The 26,351-nt window shown below is 62.4% G+C and carries 25 protein-coding genes; 17 read left to right on the forward strand and 8 right to left on the reverse strand.

Annotated features, from left to right (window positions below; genetic code table 11):
* Positions 1 to 68: 68 nt before the first annotated feature.
* The 10 genes from SJI00_RS04250 (at position 69) to madM (ending at position 8,479) form a co-directional block, all read left to right on the forward strand.
* The gene (locus SJI00_RS04250; protein WP_322460507.1) at positions 69 to 944 is read left to right on the forward strand and encodes a LysR family transcriptional regulator; all 876 of its coding nucleotides are present in this window, start codon (positions 69 to 71) and stop codon (positions 942 to 944) included.
* Between the two features lie 200 nt (positions 945 to 1,144).
* A complete protein-coding gene (gene mdcA, locus SJI00_RS04255; protein ID WP_322460508.1) occupies positions 1,145 to 2,806 on the forward strand; it encodes a malonate decarboxylase subunit alpha in 1,662 nt (553 codons plus the stop codon).
* On the forward strand, positions 2,806 to 3,660 hold the full coding sequence (locus tag SJI00_RS04260; protein ID WP_322460509.1) for a triphosphoribosyl-dephospho-CoA synthase: 855 nt from the start codon (positions 2,806 to 2,808) through the stop codon (positions 3,658 to 3,660). Before mdcA ends, SJI00_RS04260 begins: the two co-directional genes overlap by 1 nt.
* 2 nt (positions 3,661 to 3,662) lie before the next feature.
* On the forward strand, positions 3,663 to 3,962 hold the full coding sequence (locus SJI00_RS04265) for a malonate decarboxylase subunit delta (protein WP_322460510.1): 300 nt from the start codon (positions 3,663 to 3,665) through the stop codon (positions 3,960 to 3,962).
* Entirely contained in the window at positions 3,955 to 4,809 is an 855-nt protein-coding gene (locus SJI00_RS04270) for a biotin-independent malonate decarboxylase subunit beta (protein ID WP_322460511.1), read from the forward strand. Before SJI00_RS04265 ends, SJI00_RS04270 begins: the two co-directional genes overlap by 8 nt.
* Positions 4,806 to 5,588, forward strand: coding sequence for a biotin-independent malonate decarboxylase subunit gamma (mdcE, locus tag SJI00_RS04275; protein WP_322460512.1), 783 nt, complete (start codon positions 4,806 to 4,808; stop codon positions 5,586 to 5,588). Before SJI00_RS04270 ends, mdcE begins: the two co-directional genes overlap by 4 nt.
* A 117-nt stretch (positions 5,589 to 5,705) precedes the next feature.
* The gene (locus SJI00_RS04280) at positions 5,706 to 6,311 is read left to right on the forward strand and encodes a malonate decarboxylase holo-ACP synthase (protein ID WP_322460513.1); all 606 of its coding nucleotides are present in this window, start codon (positions 5,706 to 5,708) and stop codon (positions 6,309 to 6,311) included.
* Entirely contained in the window at positions 6,308 to 7,234 is a 927-nt protein-coding gene (mdcH, locus tag SJI00_RS04285) for a malonate decarboxylase subunit epsilon (RefSeq protein WP_322460514.1), read from the forward strand. The genes SJI00_RS04280 and mdcH overlap by 4 nt, the downstream gene beginning before the upstream one ends.
* Before the next feature lie 65 nt (positions 7,235 to 7,299).
* Positions 7,300 to 7,716 (forward strand): malonate transporter subunit MadL, encoded by a 417-nt coding sequence (gene madL / locus SJI00_RS04290; RefSeq protein ID WP_322460515.1) that lies wholly within the window; start codon positions 7,300 to 7,302, stop codon positions 7,714 to 7,716.
* A gap of 1 nt (position 7,717) precedes the next feature.
* Positions 7,718 to 8,479, forward strand: coding sequence for a malonate transporter subunit MadM (gene madM, locus SJI00_RS04295; protein ID WP_322460516.1), 762 nt, complete (start codon positions 7,718 to 7,720; stop codon positions 8,477 to 8,479).
* 172 nt (positions 8,480 to 8,651) lie between these two features.
* On the opposite strand, the gene SJI00_RS04300 is transcribed toward madM, so the two are convergent.
* The 3 genes from SJI00_RS04300 to SJI00_RS04310 form a co-directional block, all read right to left on the reverse strand.
* Positions 8,652 to 9,569: a LysR family transcriptional regulator gene (locus SJI00_RS04300; protein WP_322460977.1), complete on the reverse strand. Its 918-nt coding sequence runs from the start codon at positions 9,567 to 9,569 to the stop codon at positions 8,652 to 8,654.
* Between the two features lie 300 nt (positions 9,570 to 9,869).
* Positions 9,870 to 11,864: a TonB-dependent receptor gene (locus SJI00_RS04305; protein ID WP_322460517.1), complete on the reverse strand. Its 1,995-nt coding sequence runs from the start codon at positions 11,862 to 11,864 to the stop codon at positions 9,870 to 9,872.
* Between the two features lie 294 nt (positions 11,865 to 12,158).
* A complete protein-coding gene (locus SJI00_RS04310; RefSeq protein ID WP_322460518.1) occupies positions 12,159 to 13,166 on the reverse strand; it encodes a zinc-binding alcohol dehydrogenase family protein in 1,008 nt (335 codons plus the stop codon).
* Positions 13,167 to 13,399: 233 nt separating this feature from the next.
* Between SJI00_RS04310 and SJI00_RS04315 the strand changes: the two genes are divergently transcribed.
* Together SJI00_RS04315 and SJI00_RS04320 are read left to right on the forward strand one after the other, a co-directional pair.
* Complete coding sequence (locus SJI00_RS04315; protein WP_322460519.1) at positions 13,400 to 13,615, forward strand: hypothetical protein; 216 nt, start codon at positions 13,400 to 13,402, stop codon at positions 13,613 to 13,615.
* Positions 13,616 to 13,656: 41 nt separating this feature from the next.
* Positions 13,657 to 14,100 carry a GNAT family N-acetyltransferase gene (locus SJI00_RS04320; RefSeq protein ID WP_322460520.1) on the forward strand — a complete coding sequence of 148 codons (444 nt, stop codon included), beginning with the start codon at positions 13,657 to 13,659 and terminating at the stop codon, positions 14,098 to 14,100.
* 69 nt (positions 14,101 to 14,169) lie between these two features.
* Here SJI00_RS04320 and SJI00_RS04325 read toward each other — a convergent pair whose 3' ends face one another.
* Positions 14,170 to 14,943, reverse strand: a complete 774-nt coding sequence (locus SJI00_RS04325; protein WP_322460521.1) for an NAD(P)-binding domain-containing protein — start codon at positions 14,941 to 14,943, stop codon at positions 14,170 to 14,172.
* Between the two features lie 194 nt (positions 14,944 to 15,137).
* On the opposite strand from SJI00_RS04325, the gene SJI00_RS04330 reads away from it, so the two are divergent.
* The 3 genes from SJI00_RS04330 to SJI00_RS04340 all read left to right on the forward strand — a co-directional run bounded on the left by SJI00_RS04330 (position 15,138) and on the right by SJI00_RS04340 (position 20,442).
* A complete protein-coding gene (locus SJI00_RS04330) occupies positions 15,138 to 16,694 on the forward strand; it encodes a sensor histidine kinase (RefSeq protein ID WP_322460522.1) in 1,557 nt (518 codons plus the stop codon).
* A gap of 138 nt (positions 16,695 to 16,832) precedes the next feature.
* Positions 16,833 to 18,332 carry an ATPase domain-containing protein gene (locus SJI00_RS04335; protein ID WP_322460523.1) on the forward strand — a complete coding sequence of 500 codons (1,500 nt, stop codon included), beginning with the start codon at positions 16,833 to 16,835 and terminating at the stop codon, positions 18,330 to 18,332.
* Positions 18,322 to 20,442, forward strand: coding sequence for a response regulator (locus SJI00_RS04340; protein ID WP_322460524.1), 2,121 nt, complete (start codon positions 18,322 to 18,324; stop codon positions 20,440 to 20,442). The genes SJI00_RS04335 and SJI00_RS04340 overlap by 11 nt, the downstream gene beginning before the upstream one ends.
* A gap of 274 nt (positions 20,443 to 20,716) precedes the next feature.
* Here SJI00_RS04340 and SJI00_RS04345 read toward each other — a convergent pair whose 3' ends face one another.
* Together SJI00_RS04345 and SJI00_RS04350 are read right to left on the reverse strand one after the other, a co-directional pair.
* Positions 20,717 to 20,965, reverse strand: coding sequence for a CsbD family protein (locus tag SJI00_RS04345; RefSeq protein WP_322460525.1), 249 nt, complete (start codon positions 20,963 to 20,965; stop codon positions 20,717 to 20,719).
* A gap of 136 nt (positions 20,966 to 21,101) precedes the next feature.
* On the reverse strand, positions 21,102 to 21,341 hold the full coding sequence (locus SJI00_RS04350) for a hypothetical protein (RefSeq protein WP_322460526.1): 240 nt from the start codon (positions 21,339 to 21,341) through the stop codon (positions 21,102 to 21,104).
* An 896-nt stretch (positions 21,342 to 22,237) separates the two neighbouring features.
* Between SJI00_RS04350 and SJI00_RS04355 the strand changes: the two genes are divergently transcribed.
* Together SJI00_RS04355 and SJI00_RS04360 are read left to right on the forward strand one after the other, a co-directional pair.
* A complete protein-coding gene (locus SJI00_RS04355) occupies positions 22,238 to 23,368 on the forward strand; it encodes a type IV toxin-antitoxin system AbiEi family antitoxin (RefSeq protein ID WP_322460527.1) in 1,131 nt (376 codons plus the stop codon).
* 194 nt (positions 23,369 to 23,562) lie between these two features.
* Positions 23,563 to 24,255 carry a hypothetical protein gene (locus SJI00_RS04360; protein ID WP_322460528.1) on the forward strand — a complete coding sequence of 231 codons (693 nt, stop codon included), beginning with the start codon at positions 23,563 to 23,565 and terminating at the stop codon, positions 24,253 to 24,255.
* 4 nt (positions 24,256 to 24,259) lie between these two features.
* Here SJI00_RS04360 and SJI00_RS04365 read toward each other — a convergent pair whose 3' ends face one another.
* Both SJI00_RS04365 and speD read right to left on the reverse strand, forming a co-directional pair.
* Positions 24,260 to 25,570 (reverse strand): coproporphyrinogen-III oxidase family protein, encoded by a 1,311-nt coding sequence (locus SJI00_RS04365; RefSeq protein WP_322460529.1) that lies wholly within the window; start codon positions 25,568 to 25,570, stop codon positions 24,260 to 24,262.
* Positions 25,557 to 25,943, reverse strand: a complete 387-nt coding sequence (gene speD / locus SJI00_RS04370; protein ID WP_322460530.1) for an adenosylmethionine decarboxylase — start codon at positions 25,941 to 25,943, stop codon at positions 25,557 to 25,559. Before speD ends, SJI00_RS04365 begins: the two co-directional genes overlap by 14 nt.
* Positions 25,944 to 26,351: the final 408 nt, after the last annotated feature.

The raw sequence follows: 26,351 nt of genomic DNA on the forward strand, positions 1-26,351 counted from the left end.
AGAGTAATAACAACGGCGCTAGGCTCTGTGAATTGAAATATTCAGCGGCTCACGTTCGGAAAATCAGAATGAAGAATGGACTTCAGTACATCCGCGCCTTCCTCGCCGTGGTGCAGACCGGCAACTTCGCCAAGGCGGCGACTCGCCTGAACCTCTCGCCCTCGGCGCTTACCGTGCAGATCCAGCAGCTCGAAGAATGGCTCGGTGTCACTTTGCTCGAACGCAGCCCACGTCACCTGTGCCTGACCGCTGCCGGGCAGCAGGCGCTGCTACCGATGGAAAAGCTGCTGCTGGACCTCGACAACATCGTCAGTTCCGCCCACGACCTGGCAGCGTCACGCCGGGGCGTACTGACCATCGCGGCCCTGCCGTCGCTGTGCGCTGGGGTGTTGGCCAATGTGCTGCAGCGGTTTCGCCAGCGCTTTCCCGGGGTCGAGGTGCGGCTGCGCGACGTAGTGGCGCAGCGCATCGAGACGCTGGTGCTGGAACGCGAGGTGGACTTCGGCCTGGGCGTGCAGACCCGGCCCACACAGGGCCTGGCGTTCACGTCGGTCCTGGAGGACCGCGTGTGCCTTTACGTGCCGCCTCACCACCTCTTGGCCGGGCGGGCGTCGGTGACGCTGGCCGAGGTCGCCGACTGCCCAATGGTCCTGACCGGGCGCGACAGCAGCGTGCGCAATCTGGTCGAGCGGCTGTTCGCCGACGCGCAATTGCCGCTGTGCGCCGGATTGGAGGCCAATTACATGTCCACAGTGCTGGCGCTGGTGCGCCAGGGTCAGGGTGTGGCGCTGCTGCCGGAGTCGGCGGACGAAGGACGCGGCGACCTGAGCAAGGTCAGGGTCGAGCACCCGGAGGTGGTGCGCCAGATCGGGGTGATCACGCGGGTGGAGCACGTCATGACACCGCCTGGGGTGGAGTTCCTGCGCCTGCTGCAGGCGGTGTAGGCGAGGGCGGCGCGCGATAGCGAGGCGGGCAGGACGGCGCTGCCTGCCACCGGCGCACTGCCGCCAGCCGTTTCGCCATAGCCCCCGAATGCTCTGGTGACCATTACCCTGAGCGTAACGATCGACCCCTTGCGTTGATTGATGCTGCCCACCGGCCCGCCTTAAATGAGCGCCATGACAGCGGCCCCGTGGAGCCCCCCATGACGACAAGACCTTCCCCCCCAGCGAAGTGGTCGCGCCGGCGCAGCGAAAAACAGCGGCGGCTTGAACAGGTACGCCCTTTGGCCGACGGCGTGGTGCTGCCGAGCGAGCGCATCGTCGAGGCCCTTGAGCGGCTTATCGCCCCCGGTGATCGCGTGGTGCTCGAAGGCAACAACCAGAAGCAGGCGGATTTCCTCTCGCGCTCGCTCGCCAAGGCCGACCCGGGCCAGCTGCACGACCTGCACATGATCATGCCCAGCGTCAGCCGCGCCGAGCACCTGGACCTGTTCGAGCGCGGCATCGCGCGCAAACTCGACTTTTCCTTCGCCGGCCCGCAGAGCCTGCGCATCGGCCAACTGCTCGAAGACGGCCTGCTGGAAATCGGCGCCATCCACACCTACATCGAGCTGTATTCGCGCCTGCTGGTCGACCTGATTCCCAACGTGGCGCTGGTGGCCGGGTTCATGGCTGACCGCGACGGCAACATCTACACCGGCGCCAGCACCGAAGACACCCCGGCGCTGGTCGAGCCGACCGCCTTCAGCGACGGCATCGTCATCGTCCAGGTGAATCAGCTGGTGGACGATGTGCGCGACCTGCCGCGGGTCGACATCCCGGCGTCGTGGGTCGATTTCGTGGTGGTCGCCGACAAGCCGTTCTACATCGAGCCGCTGTTCACCCGCGACCCGCGCCACATCAAGCCGGTGCACGTGCTGATGGCGATGATGGCCATCCGTGGCATCTACGAAAAACACAACGTGCAATCGCTCAACCACGGCATCGGCTTCAACACCGCCGCCATCGAGCTGATTCTGCCGACCTACGGCGAATCGCTCGGGCTCAAAGGCAAGATCTGCCGCAACTGGACCCTCAACCCGCACCCCACGCTGATCCCGGCCATCGAGACCGGCTGGGTGCAGAGCGTGCACTGCTTCGGCACCGAACTGGGCATGGAAAACTACATTGCCCAGCGCCCGGATGTGTTCTTCACCGGCCGCGACGGCTCGATGCGCTCCAACCGCATGATGTGCCAGCTTGCGGGGCAGTACGCCGTCGACCTGTTCATCGGCGCCACCTTGCAGGTCGATGGCGACGGCCACTCCTCGACCGTTACCCGCGGCCGCCTGGCCGGCTTCGGCGGTGCGCCCAACATGGGGCATGACCCGCGTGGGCGGCGCCACGCCACCCCGGCCTGGCTCGACATGACCGAGCCGGTGACGATGCTCGAGCGCGGTCGCAAGCTGGTGGTGCAGATGGTGGAAACCTTTCAGGAGGGTGGCAAACCCACCTTCGTCGACCGCCTCGATGCCATCGATGTGGCGAAGAAGGCCGGCATGCCGCTGGCCCCCGTGATGATCTACGGCGATGACGTCACCCACCTGCTGACCGAAGAAGGCATCGCCTACCTGTACAAGGCGCGCACCCTCCAGGAGCGGCAGGCAATGATCGCCGCCGTGGCCGGCGTTACCGCCATCGGCCTGCGCCACGACCCCAAAGACACCGCCCGCATGCGCCGCGAAGGCTTGATCGCGCTGCCCGAAGACCTCGGCATCCAGCGCACCCAGGCCTCGCGTACCTTGCTCGCCGCCAAGAGCATCGCCGAACTGGTCGAGTGGTCCGGCGGCCTGTACGAGCCACCTGCACGGTTCAGGAGCTGGTGATGACTGCATCCATGCATGTTGCGGCAGCCGTAGCGCTGCCTGACCACCTCGCCGACCTGGCGGTGGAGGCACTGATCGATGAAGCCGACCTGTCGCCCAAGCCGGCGCTGGTCGACCGTCGCGGCAGCGGCGCGCACAGCGACCTGCACCTGGGCCTGATGCACGCCTCGGCGTTCGCCCTGTGGCCATGCTTCAGGGACATGGCGCAGGCCGCGCTGACCTGTGGCGCGCTTGGCCAACCCCTGCGCGAGGCTTTGGGGCGCATCGGCCGGGACGGAGAGGCGGCAATGCTGGCCATCACCGGCGGGGTCAATACCCATCGCGGTGCGATCTGGGCGCTGGGCCTGCTGGTGGCGGCGCATGCGCTGGCACCGGGCGACCCTGACGCCGGCGCGATCGCGGCACGGGCCGGGCGGATCGCGCTGGTCGAGGACCGCTTCGCACCCGCCCAGCCCGGCAGCCACGGTTTGCAGGTGCAGCGCCGCTACGGGGCGCGCGGCGCTCGCGAAGAAGCCCAGCTGGGCTTTCCCAGCGTGGTGCGCCATGGCCTGCCGCAACTTCGCCACAGCCGCAGCGCCGGCAGCGGTGAGCAGAACGCCCGGCTCGACGCGCTGCTGGCAATCATGGCTCAGCTCGACGACACCTGCGTGCTCTGGCGGGCCGGCCCCGAAGGGCTGCAGGCCATGCACCACGGCGCCCGCAGCGTGTTGGCCGCCGGCGGCAGCGCGACCCTCGGCGGGCGCCGCGCCCTGCGTGAGCTGGACCGCCGCCTGCACGCCCTCAACGCCTCACCGGGCGGCGCCGCCGACTTGCTGGCCGCCTGCCTGTTCCTCGACCACCTTGGGAGCCATTGAGCATGGAAACCTTGTCTTTCACTTTTCCCGCCACTGCCCCGGCGCGCCGTCGCGCGGTGGTGGGCTGTGTCGGCTCCGGTGACCTCGAAGTGTTGCTCGAACCCGGCGAGCACGGTGTGCTGGCGGTCAACGTGGTGACCTCGGTCAATGGCAGTGGCCCACGCTGGCAGCAACTGTTCCAGCGGCTGTTCAGCGCGCACGCCTGGCCGGCGCTGAGCATCGATATCCATGACTTCGGCGCGACGCCCGGCGTGGTCCGGCTGCGGCTGGAACAGGGCCTGGAGGAGATTTCCCATGACTGACGTTGCGCACTTGCTCCAGAGCCGCAGTTTCGTCGAGCTCAGCGCCCGGGAGCGGGCCCGGGCCTTGCTCGATGCCGGCAGCCTGCGTGAATTGCTCGGCCCGTTTGACCGCCTGATGTCGCCGTGGCTGCAAGCCCAGGGCATCGTGGCGCAGGCCGATGATGGCGTGGTGATCGCCAAGGGCACCTTTCACGGCCAACCGCTGCTGGTCGCGGCCATCGAGGGCGTGTTCCAGGGCGGCAGCATGGGCGAAGTGGGCGGGGCGAAGATCGCCGGTGCACTGGAACTGGCGGTCGAAGACAACCGCAACGGTATTCCGACAGCGGCAGTGCTGCTGCTGGAAACCGGGGGTGTGCGCCTGCAGGAAGCCAACTTGGGCCTGGCCGCGATTGCCGAGATTCATGCGGCGATTGTGGCGTTGCGCCAGTTTCAGCCGGTGATCGGCCTGATCGCGGGGTCGGTCGGCTGTTTTGGCGGCATGTCGATTGCCGCCGGCTTGTGCAGCCAGCTGATCGTCACCCGTGAAGCGCGCCTGGGCCTGAACGGGCCGCAGGTGATCGAGCAGGAGGCCGGTATCGAGGAATACGACGCGCGCGACCGGCCATTCATCTGGAGCCTGACCGGCGGCGAGCAGCGCTTTGCCTGCGGCCTGGCCGATGCTTTCGTGGCCGATGACGTCGCCCAGGTGCGCCACGTGCTGAGCGAGCGGTTGGCACAGGGCGAACCGGCGCAGCCCCGCAGCCGCCGTCATGCCGATTTTCTGGCCCTGCTGGCCCAGCTCGGCAGCCAATCCGAACAACTGGACGCCACCCAGGTGCGCGCCCTCTACCAGGAGCTACAGCAATGAGCCGAGGATACCAATGGTTGCGGGCGCTGGCCCAGGGCAATGAACTGCCCGGCTTGCCCGCCTCGATCAAGGTGGTCGACGGTGAGCTGGGCAACCGTCCCGCGCGCTTCATCGCAGTGGTGCCGGATGCACAGAATCCGTTCCCGCGCGCGCGCCAGGGCGAAGTCGGTCTGCTCGAGGGTTGGGGGCTGGCCCAGGCGGTCGACCAGGCCATCGAGGCCGATGCCGGTGGGTTGGCCCGGGTGCTGGTCGCAGTGGTCGACGTGCCGAGCCAGGCCTACGGCCGCCGCGAAGAGGCCTTGGGCATTCACCAGGCACTGGCCGGCGCCGTGGAGGCCTATGCCCGGGCGCGCTTGGCGGGGCATCCGCTCATTGGGTTGCTGGTGGGCAAAGCCATGTCTGGCGCGTTTCTCGCCCATGGCTATCAGGCGCAGCGGCTGATCGCCCTGGAAGATCCGGGGGTGATGGTGCATGCGATGGGCAAGGCGGCGGCTGCACGCATCACCCTGCGCAGTGTCGAGGAGCTCGAAGCGCTGGCGGCCAAGGTGCCGCCCATGGCCTATGACATTGCCAGCTACGCCTCCCTGGGTCTGCTCTGGGAACGGGTCGAGGTCGACGCCGTCGAGCAGCCCACGCCGGCCGACGCGGCCAAGGTGCGCGAGGTGCTGGTGCGTGCCGTTGACGACATCGGCAGCAGCACCGACCTGCGTTCACGCCTCGGCGCGGCCAATCGCGCAGCATCGACCCAGGTGCGTGAGCGCCTGCGCGCGCAATGGTGAGCTGATGAACACTCACGACGCGTGCCCGGGTATGCGCTCCTACCCCCGGCCGCCGGTGCGGCGGCGCGTCGAACCGTGCGGTCTTGAGCCGACGCCTGCGTGCGCAGTGGTGAGCCCATGAACGCCCATGACCTGCTGTGGGGCATGCGCCCCGAGCATCTGCCTGCCGATGCCCCTGACTGGGCGCGGCAGGTGCTGCTGGCAGGCCAGCCCGTGGTGGTGCGGCGTGCTGTGACAGCTGCCGAGCGGGTCGCGGTCGGGGTGCGCGGCAGGGGCCGGGCGCAACGATTGGCCGCCGAGCTGCCGCTGGCGTGCATCGAGCGCCGATGCTGCCCCGAGCAGTTGCGTGTGCATGGCAGCGTCGAGGCGCCGGCGCTGCTGGCACTGCGCGCCGTCACGGCGGCGATGGACGCCACCGGCCTGAGCTGGGGCCCTACCGGCGGCGCGGGTTATCAGCTGGCGAGCGGCGCTGCGGTGTTGCATGCCGACAGCGATCTGGACCTGGTGCTGCGCACCCCCACGGCCTGGACACGGCCTCAAGCGCGGGCCTTTTACCAGAGCCTGTCGACACTGGCGTGTCGCATCGACCTGCAACTGGAGACCCCCGCAGGCGCGGTGGCGTTGGGCGACTGGGCCGGCCACTCGAAACGGGTCCTGCTCAAGCGTGACGACGGCGCGTGCCTGGTCGAAGATCCGTGGTCGTTCGAAAGGGCGCCGGCATGAGTACGCTGTTCGCGTTTCCCGGCCAAGGCGCCCAGCGTGCCGGCATGCTCCATGAGCTACCGCAGGCTGGTGTGGTGCAGGCGTGCCTGGAGGAGGCGAGCGATGTGCTCGGCGAGTCGATGCTGGCGCTCGACAGCGCCCAGGCGCTGGCCTGCACCCGCGCGGTGCAGCTATGTCTGCTGGTTGCCGGCGTGGCCCAGGCGCGATGGCTGCTGGAAGACCACCGCGCACCGGATTACGTGACGGGGCTGTCGATCGGCGCCTATCCGGCGGCAGTGATCGCCGGCGTCCTGTCCTTTGCCGATGCAGTGCGCCTGGTGGCCAAGCGCGGCGAGCTGATGCAGCAGGCGTATCCCGAGGGGTATGGCATGACCGCCATTCTCGGCCTGGACCGCACGGCCATCGAACAGCTGATCAGCACTTCGCACGCCCCGGTGTTTCTTGCCAACATCAACGCCGACAACCAACACGTGGTTGCCGGCAGTGACCCAGCCATGGCCGCGCTGGCTCATCGCGCACGGGCCTTGGGCGCAAGCGCGGCCAGGCGCCTGAACATGAGCGTGCCATCGCACTGTGCGCTGCTCGATCAGCCCGCTCGCGCCCTGCACACAGCGTTCGCCCAGGTCACGCTCAAGCGCCCCGCGCTGGGCTACCTCAGCAGCACCTGCGCCCGCGCGTTGCATACCCCCGAAGCACTGCGCGACGACCTGGCCTTCAACCTGTGCCGCACCGTCGACTGGTACGCCACGCTGCGCAATGCCCACGAGCGCGGTGTGCGACTGTTCGTCGAAATGCCGCCCGGTGTGGTGCTCAGCGGCCTGGCACGGCGGGTGTTCGGCACCGGCACCGTGGTCGCCTGCCAAGGCACCCGCCGCGACACCCTGGATGCCCTGTTGCGGCGGGAGGTGAACGCCACCGATTGATCTGCTCGCGTCTCGAAGAACAACACAACAACAAGCCACTTCGACTGAACCTGAGGACAACAACGATGATTATCTACGGTGTGGCCTTGCTGGCCATCTGCACCCTTGCCGGGGTCATTCTCGGCGACTTCCTGGGCGTTCTGCTCGGCGTCAAATCCAATGTCGGTGGCGTCGGCATCGCCATGATCCTGCTGATCTGCGCCCGCTTGTACATGCAGCGCAATGGCGGCATGAGCAAGGAATGCGAGTTCGGTGTCGGCTTCTGGGGCGCCCTGTACATCCCCATCGTGGTGGCCATGGCTGCGCAGCAGAACGTCGTGACGGCGTTGCATGGCGGGCCCGTGGCACTGCTCGCCGCGGTCGGTGCGGTGCTGGTGTGTGGTGTGACCATTGCCGTGATCAGCCGCATGCACCGGGGTGAGCCGCTGGAGAAGGAAATGCCTGAAGTCGATGCCGCCGCCGTGCCTGCAGGGGGTCGCTGAGATGGACGTGATTCTCAACGCGTTGGAACACAATGGCCTGATCATGGCGTTCGCGGTGGTCGGCGCAGTGATGTGGCTGTCGGTGCTGTTGTCCAAGCGGCTGACCTTCGGCCGAGTGCATGGCTCGGCGATCGCCATCGTCATCGGCCTGGTCCTGGCCTGGGTCGGTGGCACGCTCACCGGCGGGCAGAAAGGCCTTGCAGACCTCACCCTGTTTTCCGGTATCGGCCTGATGGGCGGGGCGATGCTGCGCGACTTCGCCATCGTCGCCACGGCGTTCGAGGTACAGGCCACCGAAGCACGCAAGGCCGGCATGATCGGCGTCGTCGCGCTGCTGCTGGGCACGGTGCTGCCGTTCGTGGTCGGCGTGGCGGTGGCCTGGAGCTTCGGCTACCGCGACGCGGTGAGCCTTACCACCATCGGCGCTGGCGCCGTGACCTACATCGTCGGCCCGGTCACCGGTGCGGCGCTGGGCGCGAGTTCCGATGTGATGGCGCTGTCGATTGCCACCGGGTTGATCAAGGCGATTCTGGTGATGGTGTTCACGCCGGTCTCGGCGCGCTTGCTGGCGCTGGACAACCCGCGCTCGGCGATGGTCTTCGGCGGCCTGGCGGGCACGGTCAGCGGTGTGACGGCGGGGTTGGCCGCGACGGATCGGCGGCTGGTGCCCTACGGCGCGCTGACGGCCACGTTCCACACCGGGCTGGGCTGCCTGCTGGGGCCGTCGATCCTGTACTTCTGCGTTCGTGGGCTGGTGGGTTGAGGCTGGCGCCTGGCCTTGTGCCGCCGCAGGATGGGCGATGGGCGGCCCGTCCAGTCTGTCGCTGACGGTAAGCCCATTACCGGCTACCGGCTACCGGCTACCCGCCGACCGGGGTTGGATGCCAGACAGCCGGCTCCCGCAGAGCGCGGCGCTGCGCCTGCCGGGGGCTGGTTCACTGGGCGTGCTGGCGGCTGTACATCCGACATTCAGCCACGAGCGCCAGCAGGTTCGGGTCGCGTTCGCGGGTTTTGAGGAACAGCACGCCGATGTGCTGCTGCAGGCGGTAGCGCCGCTGCAGCGGAATCAGCCGGATGCGATTTTCGTACACCGCCGAAATGCGCCCGGGCAGCAGCGCATAACCCACGCCTGAGCTGACCATGCTGAGCAGCGTGAAGATGTCGTTCACCTGCATGGCCACGTTCGGCTCGAACCCAGCCTGCTGGAACACGCGCTCGCCATCGCGGTGGGTGGCAAAGCCTTGGGTGAGGGTGATGAACGTGGAGTGGGCGAGGTCGGCCAGGTCCACTTCGCGCTGCTGGGCAAAAGGCGATTCGTTGGGCACCGCGAGAAAGATGTCATCCGAGAACAGCGGCAACTGCTCGCAGGCCGGGTCGCAGGTGTTCTCGTCGAGCGAGATCAGGATGGCGTCGAGTTCAAGGTTCTTGAGCCGGTACATCAGGTCGACGTTCGAGCCCAGGGTCAGGTCGATATTGAGCTCGCTGCGGCGCAGCTTCAGGCCCATGATCAGCTGCGGCACGGTCTTGACGGTCAGTGAGTACAGCGTGCCAAGCTTGAAGCGTTCAGCGGAAAAGCCAGCCGCTTCACGGGTGGCGCGAATCATCTCGCTGGTGTCCTGAATCAGCTTGCGTGCTTTTTCTTCCAGTACATAGGCGCTTTCCAACGGCGTCAGCGTGCGCCCCTCGTGCTTGAACAGCGGGCAGCGCAACGCGTTTTCCAGGGAGTGGATGGCCCGGTGCACGCTCACACTGCTGGTGTCCAGCGCGCTGGCGGCGCGGGCCAAGTTGCCGCTGTGCATGAAGGCGAGAAATATTTCGAGCTTCTTCAGCGTCAGCTCTTCGTCGATCTGCATGTGGGTCTGTTCCAGGCCTTGACGCGGCACGGGACGAGCGCGCATCGGGTGCTGCAGCGTAGGGCGTCGGCCTGCGACGGGCAACTGCATCGAGCGCGCTCGGCCCCGCGCATTGTCAATGCAGCCTGAGCGCGTAGCGGTACGGGACGAGCGCGTCGGGTACTGCGGCGCGGTCTTTCGATCGACATCTGCATCGAGCGTGGCGGCCTCACCTGCTGGCAACGCTGGCTGAGCGCCTAGCGAGGCTTTTGCTACCCGCCAGCCACGCGTTCATTGACTTCGCCTTATCCCTCCACCCCGTCACAGCTCGAAGCTCAGGCGCACGCCGACCTCACGCGGCGGGCTGTAGACGGTCACCGCACCGTAGAGCAGGCCGGCGGCGTCGTAGCGCTGGTCCAGCAGATTGTTCACGTACGTGCTGACGGTGTAATGGCCGAACCGGTAGCCACTGCTCAGGTCCACCAGCCCGTAACCGGGGCGGCGGTAGGTGTTGGCGGCGTCCAGGTAGACCTTGCCCACCGCGCTGACCGCCCCTTGCGCGTACCAGCCGGCATCGGCGTCGTAACGCAGGCCCAGATGCCCGGTGAGATCCGGCGCGAACGGATTGCGCTGACCTTGGTAATCGTTGGCGCCTTCGCGCAAGCGCTCGAAACGGGTGCGGTTCAGGCCCACGGCGGCGCTGAGGGTCCAGCGCTCGTCCAGCAGGTATTCCAGGTCAAGGTCGAGGCCGGTGGAGGTCGCCGACGCCGCGTTGGTGATGTACACCAGCCCTTGCTGGATCAACTGCTGGACCTGCATGTCGCGCACCTGCATGCGATACAGCGCCGCCGAATAGCGCAGGCGCTGGTCGGCACCCAGGCCTTTGACGCCGAACTCGTAGCTGCTGACCTTTTCCGGGTCGTAGGCCGGGTTGCCGGCGCCACTGGCAAAGGCATTGAAGCCGCCCGCGCGCATGCCCTGGGTATAACTGAGGTAGGTGTGGGCGTCGTCGGTCAAGGCGTATTGCAGCGCCACCTTGGGCGTGAAATGCGTCCAGCTGTCGGACTGGCTGGCGGTGCTGGCCGGGTCGATCCAGGCGCGGGCATTTTCATAGCGCCCGCCCACGGTCAGCGACCAGGCCTCGGAGAGAGGTTGTAGCCACTGCCCGAACACCGCCGCGGTGTTGCCGCCCAGGCCTGTCTGGGTGCGGCTCAGGCCCAAGGGCAGTTTCTGTTCGTAGCCGAGGTCGTGGTCCTCGCGGTCGGCATACAGGCCCAGTAGCCAGCGGCTCTGCTCATGGCTGCCGCTCAGGCGCAGTTCCTGGCTGAGGGTCTCGAAGTGGTAGTCGCGGGCCAGGTGCATGAGGTCGAGCGGCTGGAAATCGGTGTCCTGGCGCAGGCGATCGTCGAACACGCTGCGTGCGGTGATCGAGCGCAGTTGCAGATCCCCCTCCAGGCTGCGGCGTACGTCCAGCGACCAGGTCTCCCCACTGGAATGGTTGCGCCCGGCCAGGCCTGAGTTGACTGCCCGGTCGGGGCCTGTGCGGCTGCCCCATTGCGAGGCCTCGTCGCGGTATTTCATCCGGCTGTAGCGCAGGGTCGCGTCGGTGAGTTCGTCGGGCGTCCAGTGCAGGCTCAGGCGACCGCTCTGGCGCTCGCGATCATCGGCCGTGCCACCGGCGAAATTGTCGTCCAGGTAGCCGTCCTGACGCGTGAACTGTCCGGCGAAGCCTGCGTACAGCGTGTCCTCGACCAAGGCCGTGCTGAGGTCGGCGCTGTAGGCCTGCTGGTTGCGGCTGGCCAGGCCCGTTTCCAGGCGGGCGTAATCGGCGGCGCCCGGCTGGCGCGTGGAGACGCTGAGCACCCCGGCTTCGGCATTGCGCCCGTAGAGCGCCGACTGCGGCCCGCGCAGGATCTCCACCTGGTCGACGCCGACCAGATCGGTGTCGAAGCCTTGTCCGCGCAGCACCGGCACGCCGTCTACCAGCATCAGCAGCGAGTTGGAAAACGCCGTCGCGTTGGAGGTCAGACCGCGCACCACCGGCAACTGCGTACCGGACTGGCCGAAGGGCTGGAAGGTGAAACCGGGGGTGCGTCGCACCAGTTGCTCGAGCGAGTCCAGCGGCGCACTTTGCAGCGTTCTGGCATCGATCACCGAAAGGCTCGCCGGGAGCTGATCGCGGGTCTGTTCGAGCTTGTCGCTCTGCACCACGATGTTGTCCAGTTCCAACGCGGGTCGTTCGCTGTCCTGGGCCTGCGCCATGCCCGTCGTGACCACCCAGGCGCCGACCACGCCGCCCAACCATGCCCTTGCCATTACCATTCCCCTGTACCTGCACAGCGCCCTGTGGAGGGGGGCGACGGCGGGCAGTCTATCGCCTTGTCGAGAATGATTAGCATCTGCATGTCTATGCGCAAGCGCGTGATTCGTATGCGGCGTGAGCGTGGCCGGCACCCTCAGGCAGGATGGATGTCGTGCGCCTCCACGGATTGCCGTTCAATTGAGCGATGGGCTGCGTGGCAGCCCGCGGGTGATATCAGGCAGGTGCCTGTGATCGGTGGTGCGCGCCTTGCAGGGCGCACGCACACACCAGCCCCTGAGCAGTAACGATCAGAACCCTTGCAACACGATCTTGCCCTTGGCCTTGCCGCTTTCGAGCAGCGCATGGGCACGCTTGAGGTTGCTGGCGTTGATCGTGCCGAAGTGCTCGCCGAGCGTGGTCTTGATCACGCCGTCGTCGATCAGGGCCGAGACCCGCTCCAGCAGCTCATGCTGCTTGATCATGTCGTCGGTCTGGTACAGCGAGCGGGTGAACATCAGCTCCCAGTGTACCGAGATCGACTTGCGCTTGAAGGGCATGATGTCGAGCTGGTCCGGGTCGTCGATCAGGGCCAGCTTGCCTTGGGGCCGCAGGATCTCCACGATCTGCGAGAGGTAGCTGCCGGTGTGCGTCAGGCTGATCACGTAATCCACCTGATCCAGCTGCAGCCCCGCCAGTTGCGGCGCCAGCGGCTGGGTGTGATCGATGACTGCATGGGCGCCCAGGTCCTTGACCCACGCCTGGGTCTCAGGCCGCGACGCGGTGCCGATCACCGTGAGCTGGGTCAGCTGACGCGCCAGTTGCAGCAGGATCGACCCCACGCCACCGCCGGCACCGATCACCAGCAGGCGCTGCCCCTGGCCACCCTGTTCGGGCACGCCCAGGCGGTCGAAGAGCAGCTCCCAGGCGGTGATGGAGGTCAGCGGCAGGGCGGCGGCGCTGGCGTTGTCCAGGGTGCGTGGCTTGTGCCCGACGATGCGCTCGTCGACCAGGTGGAATTCGCTGTAGGCCCCAGGCCGGTCGATGGCGCCGGCGTAGAACACCTCATCACCCGGCTGGAACAGCGTGACCTCGGCACCCACTTCACGCACCACACCGACGGCGTCCCAGCCCAGCACTTCAGGCTGGTCACTGCGTCGGCTGGCGCGGACCTTGGTATCGACCGGGTTGACGGCGATGGCCTTGATTTCAACCAGCAGGTCGCGCGCGCCCGGGGTGGGCTTGGGCAAGGTGTGCTCGAACAGCGAGCGGGGGTCGTTGATGGGCAGGGCGGGGGTGTCGAAAACGATGGCTTTCATTGAAAATGCTCCATGGAGAGGAATGTAGGCCCAAGGCTATGCGCGAATGGCCGACCGGGGAACAGGCACCGGGCGGCTCGCGTGTCCGGTTGAAGCCGTTGGCGTTTGCGCGTAGAGCCGCATTGGCTCGATCCTGCACGCCGTGCGCTGCCACGCGGCAGCGTCTGGTAAGACCTGGGCTGTGGGGCTGCACTGGGCGAATGCATCAATGCTTGGTAAACAGAGGAGTCGGCGTGAAAAGAGTTCATGGGTGGTATGGGGTGGTCATGGTGATCGCGGTTGTGTTCGCCTACAAACTCGGCGCTTGGCGCGAAGGGATTGGCCAGCAGGCCGTGCGCTGCACCGAACGTGCGATGCCCGAGCAGGATCAGTGTCTGAATGAGTTGCAGGCCAACGTCGAAAAGGCGCACATCGCACTCAAGGCGCTGGTCGAGCAGCAGCGCCCGTAGCCATCGCTCGCACGTCGTTGCGCCACCTGAGAGCATCCGCCATGATTCGCCCGGCCCGCCCCACCGATGAACCCGAGATCCGCACCTGCGCCGAACAAGCCTATGCACGCTACGTGCCGCTGATCGGTCGCAAGCCTGCGCCGATGTTCGCTGACTACGCTGCGCAGATCGCCGCGGCGCAGGTGTCGGTCGCACTGCGCGACCACGTCTTCCTGGGCTTCATCGTGTTCTATGCGGTAGACCGGCACATGCTGCTGGAGAACGTTGCGGTCATGCCAGCGTGCGCAGGGCAGGGCGTGGGCAAGGCGTTGATCGACCACTGTGAACAAGCAGCCCGGCAGCAAAGGCTCACCGATGTACAGCTGTACACCCATCAAAGGATGACCGACAACCTGGCGATCTACACCAGGCTGGGTTATGTCGAGGTGGGGCGACGCACCGAAGACGGCTTTCAACGCGTCTACTTCGAGAAAACCCTGCTCTAGCCCGCACGTTTCGATTCGGCGCGGCGTAGCGCTTCACCGCCTTGATACCGACAAACGGGCTGCCGATCGTCATTGTCGCTGCTGTTGCAACAGCCTGTTCAGCACGTGCTCGCAAGCCTCCTTCCAGGCTGAAACAGCGCCCTTGCTCTCGAGGACTTCCAGCCCGGCCGCGGTATAGGTGCCCGGCGTGGCGATGGCTTCACCCATCGACTTCAGGCTCGCGTCCGGCCTGTGCTGGGCGCTGACGATGCAATCCTGCACGTTGCTCAACGCCAGTGTGCGCGCCTGCGCAGGGTCCAGGCCCTGCTCGACCAACCATTGTTGAAGGCCGTGGGCCAGGAAATAGACCCAGCCATTCATGCAGGCGGCGACGGTGGCGACTTCAAACGCGGCTTCATCCTCCACAGGTACCAAGGTACCCAACCGCTCCAGAAGCGGGTGGAGTGTGGGTGCTGGTGGGTGGATCACGACCGTTGAATGGTTGTACTGCGCGGCATAGGAGAGCATGAGGCGCAAGCAGCGAGCTTGGGGAAACAGCGTGCTCAGGTCGTGGGTTTTGACCCCAGCCAACAATGACAACACCGGTTGCTCAGGCCGCAGCGTGACATCGCCCGCCAACGCTGCGACCTGCTCAGGCCGCACGCCGATAAACACGACGTCGGCGCCATCGACCACGGCCTGGTTGGTTTCCATGACCTCGCAGCGGTGCTGTTGAGCCAGTACACGGGCTTTTTCAGCGTTACGCGGCGAGAGCAGAATTGCCCCTTCATAGCCACTGGTGCGCAGACCGATGACGACCTTTTCGGTAAGATCGCCCACGCCGACGATGCCGATACTGTGCATGTGTTCTCCTGGATATTCAGCGTCTGCTTGCAATGACCCTGCGTAAAGTCGACACGTTCATCAGCAATGCCCTATCGCCATCATCAGCGCCCGTGTAAATTCCGCTCAGGGCTGCGAGCCGAAGTGACTTTGGCAGGGAACTCACCCTTGATAACAGACCACTCCTTCGTTTTCACTCCCGCCCTGGCACAGTTATGACCGACACCGCTCCCGAAGAAACAATCCGTACCGCCTTGCAGATCTCCCATGCCCGGTTGCGCAAGCAACACGAGCTGGTGGTGGAGTTCGGTGTCGCGTCGCTCAAGCTGCTGGACACGGACAGCTTGCTGACCCTGGCCTGTAACGTGGTGGCTCAGGGGTTGAAGACGCGGTTTGCCAAAGTGCTGCAACCGGCGTCGCAAGATCACCACTTCCTCCTGACCCATGGCGTGGGCTGGGACGCGTCGGATATCGGCACTGCGACCGTCGGCGCAGACGAAAGCAGCCCTGCAGGTTACGCCTTTCTGACCAGTCGCCCGGTCATTTCCAACCATTTAGGGTTGGAACAGCGCTTCCGTACTCCTTCGCTGCTCAAGCAGTACGGTATCGAGCGCGCGATCAATGTGCCCATTCAAGGGGCGTCCTGCATGTTTGGCGTGCTCGAAGCCGACAGTGGGGAGGGTGATGATTTCATCGAAAGCGATATCGTTTTCATGGGCGGCGTTGCCAACGTCATTGCCATGAGCCTGGAGCGCCTGACGCTGCACAAAGAGCAGCATGCCTCTGGCGCGGGGAGTTATTCCGAAAGCGTGCTCAATGCCAGCCCTGATTGCGTGAAAATCCTGTCTGCCGAGGGTGTTCTGGAATTCTTCAACCAGGCGGGCCTGTGTGAGATGCAGATCGGCAACCCGCAACAGGTGTATGGCAAACTGTGGGCCGATCTGTGGCCCAGTGCCTCCAAGACGGTGGTGACCGATGCGGTGGCGCGGGTAGCTGCGGGCGAGTCGGTGCGTTTCGAGTCGTTCTGCCCGACGCTGCAGGGCGAGCCGAGGTGGTGGGATGTCACCATGGCGCCGATTACCGATGAACAGGGGGCCACTGACAAGATCATTGCGGTATCCCGGGACATCACCGAACGTCACGACCATGAGACAGCGCTGGCCGAACTCATCGAAGTGCAGAACCAGAAGATCAACGCCAGCGACCTTCAGCTCGAAGAAATCCACCACCGCATCAGAAACAGCCTGCACCTGGTCAATACGTTGCTGCTGTTACAAGCCAATCTGTCCCCGGACGAAGCCGTCAAGGGTCAACTCCAGGCCGCCGCTGGACGAGTCGTGACCATTGCCAAAGTGCATGAGCGGCTCTATCAGACCGCCAAGAACGATGCGCTCAGCGTTCACGACTATCTGCACTGTCTGTTGGAAGATATCGGCAGTGCGTTCCTCGAGCGACCGATCAAGCTGACCATGGCTGCGTTGGCATTGCCGGTGGATCGCATGGCACCGCTGGGCCTGGTGATTTCCGAGCTGATCACCAACGCGCTGAAATATGGCAAGGGGGCAATTACGGTTAGCCTCGAAGATGCCTGCGACCACGCGCTGTTGACGGTCACCGATGAAGGAGACGGGTTTCCGGAGCATTACCCCAAGCCGAGCGGCACTGGGCTGGGCATGCGGCTTGTGAAAGGTTATTCAGGCTTTGGCAGTGATGCAGTCAGCGTTGATCGCAATTCACCGACCAGTTCCATCCAGGTGAAGTTCAGGCTTTGAGAGCTGGCCACCTGCGGCTGCGCGCACACCGCTTGGCACCTCGATAAATACCCCATCAATGCATAGCAGAGTTTCCAGGACCGCCTCATACTGCGGTGACTTATCACTGTTCCAAGACTGCTGCTCCTGAGGTAACACATGGCCCCGTCCCGCCCGTTGGTTTCCACTGGTAATGTTGGATTTGACTCGATCCTGCGGGGTGGGCTGCCGAGCAACCGGCTGTATCTGTTGGAGGGCACCCCGGGCGCGGGTAAGACCACCTTGGGCCTGCAGTTTCTCCTGGAGGGCGTGCAGGCCGGGGAGCCGGTGCTCTACATCACCCTGTCCGAAACCAGCGAAGAACTTGAAAGTGTGGCCCAGTCCCACGGCTGGTCATTGCAGTGCATTGATCTGTTCGAGTTCTCCTCTACCGAACAAGTGCTGGGCGATGAGTACGAGCAGTCCATCCTGCATCCCTGGGAAGCGGAACTGGGGGACACGATCAAGCTCATTCAGGACCGTGTCGATCAGCTCAAGCCGCGCCGCCTGGTCTTCGACAGCCTGTCCGAAATGCGCCTGCTGGCGCAGGACCCGCTGCGTTATCGTCGCCAGGTGTTGGCGCTCAAGCAGTATTTTGCCGGTCGCGACATCACTGTTTTCCTGGTCGACGACCTCACCGGTTCCAATGGCGAGCGGGACAACCACCTGCACAGCCTGTGCCATGGCGTGATTACCCTTGAGCGGCTGACCCTGGACTTCGGCGCGGCGCGCAGACGCCTGCAAGTGCAGAAACTGCGCGGTGTCGATTTCGTTGCAGGGTTTCATGACTTCACGATTCGCAAAGGCGGGTTGGAAGTGTATCCACGGTTGATTGCTGCCACGCACCATGTGCCCTTTGATTCCGAACCTGTCGGCAGCGGCATCCGCGCATTGGACGACCTGCTGGTCGGCGGCCCGCTCCGAGGGACCAGCACGCTGGTGACCGGGCCTGCGGGTTCAGGCAAGACCACCGTGGCCCTGGCCTACCTGGCGGCGGCCTGTGTTCGAGGCGAGAACTGCACCATCTATGAGTTCGATGAGCGCATAGCGACATTGATTTCACGGGCAGACAGCATGGGCATGGAACTGAGTCGCTACGTGGCGAACGGCCAACTGGTCATTCAGCAGATCGACCCGGCCGAGATTTCCCCTGGCGAGTTTGCCTGGCGGGTGCGTACCGAAGTGGAGGAGCGCAGATGTTCCTTGCTGGTAGTCGACAGCCTCAACGGCTACATGGCCGCGATGCCGCAAGAGCAGCAATTGATCCTGCAGATACACGAGTTGCTGTCTTACCTGAGCCAGCTGGGCGTGGTGACCTTCCTGATCAATCCGCAACACGGCCTGGTCGGCTCGATGTCGACCAACCTGAACATTTCCTATGTGGCGGACTCGGTCATCCTGATTCGGTTCTTTGAAGCCCAGGGGCGACTGCGCAAAGCCATTTCGATTCTCAAACATCGCAGCGGCGCCCACGAAGATGCCATCCGCGAACTTCGCATCGACTCCCAAGGTGTGCGCGTGGGCGACCCGTTGGTTAACTTCCGCGGTGTCTTGACGGGGACGCCGGAGTATTTCGGTGCCGACCTCCCGTTGATGGAAGAGCGAAGCCGTGGGGATTAAGCGTTTCTCCAAAGGTAAGACGCTATTGGTGGTCGCGCCCTTCAAGGGCGACGGCATCAGCCTGCGCAAATTGTTCGGCGATACCTACCCGCTGCAGATCCATCGGGACCTGCACGCCCTGGCAGCGGCGCTCGATGAGAACACCGGCCTGGTGATCCTCACGGAAGAAAGCCTGACAGGTGACCTGCTGAGCCTTGGCAAGGCGCTTGACCTGCAACCTGGCTGGTCGGAGATCCCGATCATCCTGCTGGCCTCGAATAACGGCCGTTCCGGACGCGATACCGAGATGGCGCGGCGCAGGCTGCCCAAATCGGCGGGCCATGTGATCGTGCTGGAGCGCCCGTTGAGCTCGGCGTCGCTGTTGAGTGCCACCGCCGCCGCCTGGCGCTCGCGCATGCGTCAATTCGAGATGCAGGAAAACCTCACGCAGTTGGCCGAAGAACGTGGCCGATTGAATATCCTGCTCGAGAACATTCCTGTTGGGGTGTGCTTCATGGACACCCATGGCGCCGCGCTGGTCAGCAATCCCTTGTATCGACGGTATGTTCCGGACGGCACGATGCCTTCCCGGCACCCCGATGAAGCCTTGCGGTGGGTCGGGCTCGATGCCCAAGGCAGACGCCTGGAACCCAACATGTACCCGGGTGCGCGAGCGCTGCGGGGCGACCCTGCCACGGGCGTGGATTTCTACTATCGCCAGGACGAAGGTCCGGCGTCGTGGATGCGCGTCAGCGCAGTGCCCTTGTACGACGAAAAGCACGCGATCATTGGTGCGGCGTCGGTCATTGTCGACATCAACGAAGAGAAACAAGCCGCGCTGACCTTGCGCCGGTTCAATGAAGAACTGGAGATCCAGGTCGAGGCCCGCACCCGCGAACTGAACGCCGCCGTCGAGCAGCTCAAGGCCGAAAGTGAAGAACGTGCCCGTGCCGAAGAGCAGCTGCGCCAGTCATTGAAAATGGAAGCCGTAGGCCAGTTGACCGGCGGTATCGCCCACGACTTCAACAACATGCTGACCGGGGTGATCAGCGCACTCGACCTGATGAAACTGCGCCTGCTCAAAGGGCAGTTGAACGGCGTCGACCGGTTCATGGATGCCGCGCTGGCGTCGGCGCAACGGGCGGCGTCGCTGACGCATCGGTTGTTGGCCTTCTCCAGGCGGCAGTCGCTGGATGCCAAACCGACCTCGGTCAACCAGCTCATTCATGCGCTGGCCGATCTGCTGCAGCGGTCGGTGAGCGAGAACATCACCCTCAAGCTTGATTTGAGCCCCGAAGACCCCTGGGTATTTGCCGACGCCAATCAGCTGGAGAACGCCGTTCTCAACCTGGTGATCAATGCGCGCGATGCCATGGCGCACGGCGGCGTCATCACCATCAGCACACGTATCGAGCGGGAATCCGCCGATGGCGGCGCCCAGCACGCCTGCATTCAAGTGAGCGATACCGGGTCTGGGATCTCTCGGGAATACCTGGACAAAGTCACGGAACCCTTTTTCACCACCAAACCCATTGGCCAAGGCACCGGGTTGGGGCTGTCCATGGTCTACGGCTTCGCCAATCAAAGCCACGGGCGGCTTGCGATCGACAGCACGGTCGGTGTCGGCACCACCGTTTCCATCTGCCTGCCCTCGCACGGCGAGGTGGAAGCGGCGCTGCCGATTGCCTTGTCAGAAGCAAGCACCGGGCAGGGGCAGGTCATTCTGCTGGTCGAAGACGATGACTCGGTACGGCTGATCAATCAGGAGATTCTCGAAGCGCTCGGTTACCGCGTGCACGCTGCGCAAGACGGCGAGCAGGCGCTGAAGCTGTTCAACGAGCTGGAAACGGTCGACTTGTTGCTCACCGATGTGGGGCTGCCGGGCATGAACGGCCGCCAGTTGGCTGAAATCATCCAGCAGTTCAAGCCGCGTTTGCCGGTGCTGTTCCTGACCGGTTATGCGCAGGGCGCAATGGCCCGAGCTGATTTTCTGGGGCCGTACATGCAGCTGCTGACCAAACCGTACACCCTGGAGCAGCTCGCCAGCCGGGTCGCGAGCATGCTCGATGAGGTGCCGCAGGCCAGTTCGGGTGAGCGGCTTCAAGTACCCCCGGTTGAGCACCGGCGCTGACCCGGCTTGGGCCTTGTCCATGAGGTGTCGGACCTGCGGTATCAGCGTCGAGGGGTCGAAGGAAGTGATGCGGCGGCGGGCGTAAGACGCACGGCAGCTGACGCGACTCGGTTTCACGGAGCAGCGCGGACGGTCCTGCAACCCTTCAAGGGTCAGGCCGGGGGGCGAGGGTCTTACGAGGGCAAAGCGCGTCCCTAGCCTGCTTGGCAGCCATGCTTGCCAAGCAAACTAGGGACGCTGTCAGGAAAAGCGCTCAGGCGCGTTTCCCTCCGATTCAGCGGCGCAACAGGCGACCGAGCACCAGCAGAGCGACTGCACCAATGGCCACGGCGGCCACGGGCTTCTCTTTGACGAAGTTGGACACGCAGTTCATCGCATCGCCGTAAGTCTCGGTCAGCTGGCCAGCCGCTTGACGGCCTGCGCCTTCGGCCTGCAGCTTGGAATCACCAAACAGCTTGCCAACGGCGTTTTGTGCTTTACCGGCTACTTTTTGTACAGTGCCTTCAACTTGTTCGCTTTTCATAACTGACTGAATCCTTGTGTCTGGATGAACGGCTCAGCGGGTGGCCTGAGCGTGCGGTAATGCGCACAAGGTTAGGGCGTGGGCGGTGATGAATAGTTCAAGGTTTTGTCAGGCCAGCCGAGTTGGCGATCACCCCCTAAAGCACCGCACCCACTTGCTGCCATTGATCCCAGCAATGTTGCGGATTGATGTCCGCATAGCCGCGACTCATCGCCATGGCGGCGGCTTCATCAGCCGGCAGTGCGATGCAGACGCCCTTGTCTCGAATATCCAGCACCTCCTGCATGTCCAGGGGTGTGCCTTTGGCATCTTCTGCGGCTTTGAGCAAAGCGACCGGGGCCGGGATGAAAACGAGTGACAGTGGTGCTTCGGGCATGGCGTGCCGTCTCCGGTTCGGTTGAGGGTTGCAGAGGGCCAGGCTGCTGTGGCTGCCAAAACTGCCGTGCATGCACGGAAAAACCCGTGCGCCGCTGCAATCGGTCATCTGTAACTGACCCTGGTTGAAGAGGATGCCACGGCCCGCAAAAAAGCCCGCGCAGTTTTGCAGGCTCTCGCGCGTAGCGGCGCGGGTTTCGATCGGGCCGATGGAGAGGCGTTGGCCGTCAGGGCTTTCGATGTGCTCGTAGTGGAGGCGGCCACCGGCTTGCGGGGTTTGACTGTGCTAGGTGAGCTGGGGGCAGGGGTGAACATGGCGACCTCGGCAGATAGCCGAGGGCTACGGTCGGGGGAAGTGGGTGGTAATGCCTGAAAAATGGCTGCGCTTATAGCGTCGTTAGGGAATGGGACACCGGTTACTGGTTGCGTTTGCGGTTGGCAGGGGTGGGGTTGTGTTGGTCGCGGTAGGCCTTGATAGCTTCCGGGGTGATGTCTTTGCGGTAGCACAGGGTTTCATAGCCGCCTGCGCGGCTGTAGGCGCTGCGGCGGCCGCAACTGCTGCCGTTGCGGGCGCGGTTGTAGGGGCAGGCGCAGGGGCCGGGGTAGGCTGCGATGGATTGATCGATGAGGTGTTGGGCGATTTGGGCGTCGGTGGGGGGGTTGGAGGGCGGTGGCGGGCGTGGTCAGGGTGAGGGTCTCGCAATTTCAGACAGAACCTAGTAGCTCCCCGCTGGCGTATGCCATGCCTCAGGCGTGCTACAGAGATAGAGCTCAAGGACCAATGCCTTAGCCTTAAAAGGTGTTTTAGTTCATCAGCTAATGATATATTTTTGCCTAAGGTTTAGCTGATTAGGGATTTTTTGCTGTGCAGCTAAAATAGCACATGAGGCTAAAGTTATGGATCACCACTATCGCCAGCAGTCGGGCGGATTCGAATTCTCGGAGCTTGTCCTGGAAGCGCTGGTCAGGAGCCTGGAAGAAGTTTTCGGGCCTGGAGCCAGCGTGCACCGGATATCTAGGATGAGGTTCACCTCCAAAGGTAACTCCGAGCCAGACGGCCTGATCGAGATCAAGACTCCCCAAAAATCACTTCGGATCTACGTCGAGGTGAAAAGGGATGTCTACCCGAGAGACATTAGAGAAACAGTTTGGTCCCTCAATGCCCTATGCAGCCAAGATGGTTCACCCGAAGCTCTAGGAATGCTTGCTGCCGGTTCGCTTAGCCCAGGAGCCAAAGAAGAACTAAAGGCGCAGAGCATAGCTACCTTCGATTTGGGTGGCAGTCTTCATCTAAGGCACGAGACGTGGCTAATTAATATTGAAAGGCCATCTAAACGCTTAAAAAAGTACTCACATAGCGTAGATCTCTTCACTGAAGCACGTGGCAGCGTCGTCCATGCTCTTCTCATGCATGCTAACCAATGGCTCACTGGCGCCGAGCTGTCTGAGCTGGCTGAGACCTCCTCATATACCTGTTCAGTTGTTTTGCAAGAACTGACCTTGCGCGAATTGGTTGAGTCTGCGGGGGGAGGACCAAGTAAACGGAGAATGCTTATACGTCCAGACAAGCTCTTGGATGAGTGGGCGGAGCAGTGGCAGCAGCGTAAAGAGATGCAGACAAAATGGTATACCTTTGTCGAGAATCCCAAGAGGATACTGGCCCACCTGGCAGAGCGCATAAATCGTCAGGGCATCGATTTTTCTTGGGCCTTTACGGGAGCTGCTGCGGCTAATGCCATTGCGCCGTTGCTTACAAGTACTGATGGCGCAGAAATTATCGTGCCTAAGGGGTACGCAGATAAGATGGCTGACGTGCTGGGCCTAGAACCGGTTAGCAAAGGAGCGAATATTACGCTGATCGAGCGCGAGCCCGCGAGCTTGCTTTACCGTGACAGGGATCCAGATTTGCGAGCATTCATTGCAAGCGAATACATCCTCTACCTAGATTTACTGGATGGTCGAGGCCGCAACAAAGAACTGGCGGAACATCTCAGAGATCGCTTGGAGCTTGTATGGCAAAGGAACTGAAACCTCGTACGGCGGCTGGATACGATCAAGACGTTACGTCGGCGTGTGAGAGAACCTTACTCACACTGCTAAGTGCATTCGGAAACTTGAAAGAAACCCTGAGACTTGTGGGTGGCCTAGTTCCGCGGTATCTCACGCCGGCGACCCCGCCGGACATACCATTGCATGCAGGCACTTCTGACGTAGACATTGTATTGAACCTTGAAGTGTTAGCTGCTGGTAACGAGTACGCTAGCCTCGCGCAGCAACTGAATGCCAGGGGCTTCACCCGCTGGGTCGAGGAAGGAAAGGCCGCATCTTGGCGCTGGCGTCGGAAAGTCGATGACCACATCGAGGTTGTTGTCGAACTGCTACGAGATGCCGGTGATGGAGAACCCGGCAAGTCAGTTAGTGTCGACGGGGAGAAGGTATCGGCACTCACGATCAAGCATGCCCGAATCGTCCACGATTGGTATCAGGAGATGGAGATTTCGGCGCTACTGCTGGATGGTGATGGAATATCAGTCGATATCGTGCGGTTTGCGGACGTCCCTGCATTCGTAATTTTGAAAGCACTGGCCCTGGATCAGCGTCAGGAGCGCAAAGATGCTGCCGACCTCATCCACGTGATTAGGTACTCCGGTTCGGTGAAAGACGTAGCGGCGCTATTCGTTGAGCGTATCCGTTCAGAACAGCACCCCGAAGCCGTGCAGGATGGGTTGGCGGCTCTGGCTAGACGCTTTGGGGATGACCAGCATGGAAAAGGCTATGAGAAAGTCGGCGCTGTCGCATACGCCCGCTTCTGGGGTGGCGACGATGAGGATGAGCTTGTCAGTCGGCAGCGTTTCGCATCTGGGTTGGTCCAGAGCTTACTGGCGGAGATTGAGGCGCAACGGGCAGACGGTTAGTACGCTATTCCGAAAGGTAAAACATGATGTTGCTATACCATAGCCAGCCCATTCGAGTCAGCCTGTAGTGCGTGGCCGTTTCGTCCACTAAGCCAGCTGCACGCAGCTCTCCGAGGCGGGCCAACAGTCTGTCGGGAAAATAGGTTGCGTCCAGGCGCGACTTAAGAAGGTCGCCGTGATAGGGCAGTCCCATAATCAGGGGGCGAACTTCCTGAAGAAGCGCTGGGTGTTTACTGACTTGGCACGAGAACTTTCCCTCCTGTGAGTCCTCGATGTAGCGCTCACGCGATGACGTGTTCGTTAGTGTACAGCCGTAAAGAGCGGAGATGGCGCCTACACCAAAGCCCAGTACATCGTGATCTGAGTACCCGTAGACGTGCTCATGATAGATAAAACGGTAGTCGTCTGCGTACAACAGCTGGGCTTGCTCTGGTGCATGTCGATAGCCATGACCATTGTAGGGAACGTATCCATAAGATCGAAGGTGTTCATCGATCAATAATTTCATGTTCAGCTTGCGCGTCGCGTTCATGACAGAAGACGTGCGAGATTTCAAGGCTTTGTGTAACTTGACAGAAGTGGCCGCGTTGTTAATTGGGTAGATATCAATATTTGTAACGCCCAATCGGACGGCATAGTCGATATCTAAAATAGTTTGCTCTTCCGTGCTTCCATTCATGCCATAAAGGATGTCGCATAGAACATTTTTGAAGTTACTGCAAAGTATCGAGTTTGCGGTTTCAATTTGCTGGAGATCAGGAGCTAGGTTGAATAATCTTCTCCATTCTGGATCAATGGTCTGCAGACCAAAGCGGGCGTGCGTGACGCCGATATCGACTAGCGCGGAAACACGGTCTGAAGTTACGCTTGTGGTGCTGAATTCAAATGAGAACTCTTTCAGGTTGCTGATATCGAAGTGGCTCCGAATAGTTGCACCCAGGACCTTGATATGTGTTGCTGATAGCAATGACGGTGTACCCCCACCGAAAAATATTGCGCTGATGGGCACCGCTTTGAGATCCATGATTTGTGACTTATTTTTGATCTCTTTGAGTAGCGCTTCAACATAGTTATCAATTTGGTCAGGATGTTGGTACAGCCCTTTTGTGAATGGACAAAATGAGCAAATCTTTTCGCAAAACGGTATGTGGAAGTACAGCGCCCTTGAACATGCATGACCACTTGCTTCGTTAAGCAAGCTTGCTAGCTCGACAGCGTTAACACTTGATGAGTCTGAGGTTTGGCTGGGAAAGAAGAAATTGTAAAGCGGAAATTGATAGTCAAATTTCATGATGCCATTTTCAATTAGCTTCATGATGTGCACCGGATTTTGAGGTGGAAAGAGTTCCGCGCGCCAGCCTTCTGCGATGGATAGCTGTAGCGTTGTCGAAATATTCGTATATCTCGTTATCGATGACGTTGTTCGCTCGTCCACATGTATAGATATCGATGCTGATGTAATAGGTCTCGGGATAGGTGTGATAGGAAAGATGAGACTCAGATAAAAGGAAAAGCCCTGTTACTCCGCCACCTCCAGCATCAAATTTGTGAACCAAGTCGTCGATTACTGTGAATCCGCACTCTACCAGGATCGACCTGAAGAACGTATGGAGAGAAGGTGCGTCTTGCAGTAGGGTTTCCGGGGCGCCGTTAATGTCCCAGAGTGTATGGAATCCGGTGTCATTCATATTGTTATTCTCCGTCGAAGGTGGACGGAGGCGGACTGCCGCCTCCGTCACAGGGACTACCACATACAGACGCCCTGAGTGTTTACAGTTTTGGAGTCGGTTTTGAAGGTTTCAATTGCAGAGGTCATTTTTCATTTCCTTTTGGTGAGTGCGACTCGGTCGAGGCGCGCTTCAAAAGTTAGCGCTGCGTTGCGGTATATTCAAACTGCTTTTGTAAGTGGTTTTTTCTAATGCCTACAACTCACACCGTTTTGTAGGAGGCGTCTTACATATTTTCGGTATGATTGTTTTTACTAATTTTCCAGCGCAGGCTCTAGCACGAGTGTTATTGATGGTAAGCACTTTGTAACAGCAATCAAGCCCGCTTTCTGGAGAGATTCATTAGGATTGTGGGATAAACACCGCGTT

Source organism: Pseudomonas gebzensis (assembly GCF_034427815.1).
Classification (GTDB): domain Bacteria; phylum Pseudomonadota; class Gammaproteobacteria; order Pseudomonadales; family Pseudomonadaceae; genus Aquipseudomonas.

Excerpts from the sequence above, each read along its gene's own strand:
- SJI00_RS04250 (WP_322460507.1), top strand. The coding sequence starts at position 69 with ATGAAGAATGGACTTCAGTACATCCGCGCCTTCCTCGCCGTGGTGCAG.
- SJI00_RS04260 (WP_322460509.1), top strand. The coding sequence starts at position 2,806 with ATGACTGCATCCATGCATGTTGCGGCAGCCGTAGCGCTGCCTGACCAC.
- madL (WP_322460515.1), top strand. The coding sequence starts at position 7,300 with ATGATTATCTACGGTGTGGCCTTGCTGGCCATCTGCACCCTTGCCGGG.
- SJI00_RS04325 (WP_322460521.1), bottom strand. The coding sequence starts at position 14,943 with ATGCACAGTATCGGCATCGTCGGCGTGGGCGATCTTACCGAAAAGGTC.
- mdcE (WP_322460512.1), top strand. The coding sequence starts at position 4,806 with ATGAGCCGAGGATACCAATGGTTGCGGGCGCTGGCCCAGGGCAATGAA.
- SJI00_RS04305 (WP_322460517.1), bottom strand. The coding sequence starts at position 11,864 with ATGGCAAGGGCATGGTTGGGCGGCGTGGTCGGCGCCTGGGTGGTCACG.
- mdcA (WP_322460508.1), top strand. The coding sequence starts at position 1,145 with ATGACGACAAGACCTTCCCCCCCAGCGAAGTGGTCGCGCCGGCGCAGC.
- SJI00_RS04365 (WP_322460529.1), bottom strand. The coding sequence starts at position 25,570 with ATGAAGCTAATTGAAAATGGCATCATGAAATTTGACTATCAATTTCCG.
- SJI00_RS04330 (WP_322460522.1), top strand. The coding sequence starts at position 15,138 with ATGACCGACACCGCTCCCGAAGAAACAATCCGTACCGCCTTGCAGATC.
- SJI00_RS04345 (WP_322460525.1), bottom strand. The coding sequence starts at position 20,965 with ATGAAAAGCGAACAAGTTGAAGGCACTGTACAAAAAGTAGCCGGTAAA.
- SJI00_RS04265 (WP_322460510.1), top strand. The coding sequence starts at position 3,663 with ATGGAAACCTTGTCTTTCACTTTTCCCGCCACTGCCCCGGCGCGCCGT.
- SJI00_RS04310 (WP_322460518.1), bottom strand. The coding sequence starts at position 13,166 with ATGAAAGCCATCGTTTTCGACACCCCCGCCCTGCCCATCAACGACCCC.
- SJI00_RS04355 (WP_322460527.1), top strand. The coding sequence starts at position 22,238 with ATGGATCACCACTATCGCCAGCAGTCGGGCGGATTCGAATTCTCGGAG.
- speD (WP_322460530.1), bottom strand. The coding sequence starts at position 25,943 with ATGAATGACACCGGATTCCATACACTCTGGGACATTAACGGCGCCCCG.
- SJI00_RS04350 (WP_322460526.1), bottom strand. The coding sequence starts at position 21,341 with ATGCCCGAAGCACCACTGTCACTCGTTTTCATCCCGGCCCCGGTCGCT.
- mdcH (WP_322460514.1), top strand. The coding sequence starts at position 6,308 with ATGAGTACGCTGTTCGCGTTTCCCGGCCAAGGCGCCCAGCGTGCCGGC.
- SJI00_RS04335 (WP_322460523.1), top strand. The coding sequence starts at position 16,833 with ATGGCCCCGTCCCGCCCGTTGGTTTCCACTGGTAATGTTGGATTTGAC.
- SJI00_RS04270 (WP_322460511.1), top strand. The coding sequence starts at position 3,955 with ATGACTGACGTTGCGCACTTGCTCCAGAGCCGCAGTTTCGTCGAGCTC.
- SJI00_RS04320 (WP_322460520.1), top strand. The coding sequence starts at position 13,657 with ATGATTCGCCCGGCCCGCCCCACCGATGAACCCGAGATCCGCACCTGC.
- SJI00_RS04300 (WP_322460977.1), bottom strand. The coding sequence starts at position 9,569 with ATGCAGATCGACGAAGAGCTGACGCTGAAGAAGCTCGAAATATTTCTC.
- madM (WP_322460516.1), top strand. The coding sequence starts at position 7,718 with ATGGACGTGATTCTCAACGCGTTGGAACACAATGGCCTGATCATGGCG.
- SJI00_RS04280 (WP_322460513.1), top strand. The coding sequence starts at position 5,706 with ATGAACGCCCATGACCTGCTGTGGGGCATGCGCCCCGAGCATCTGCCT.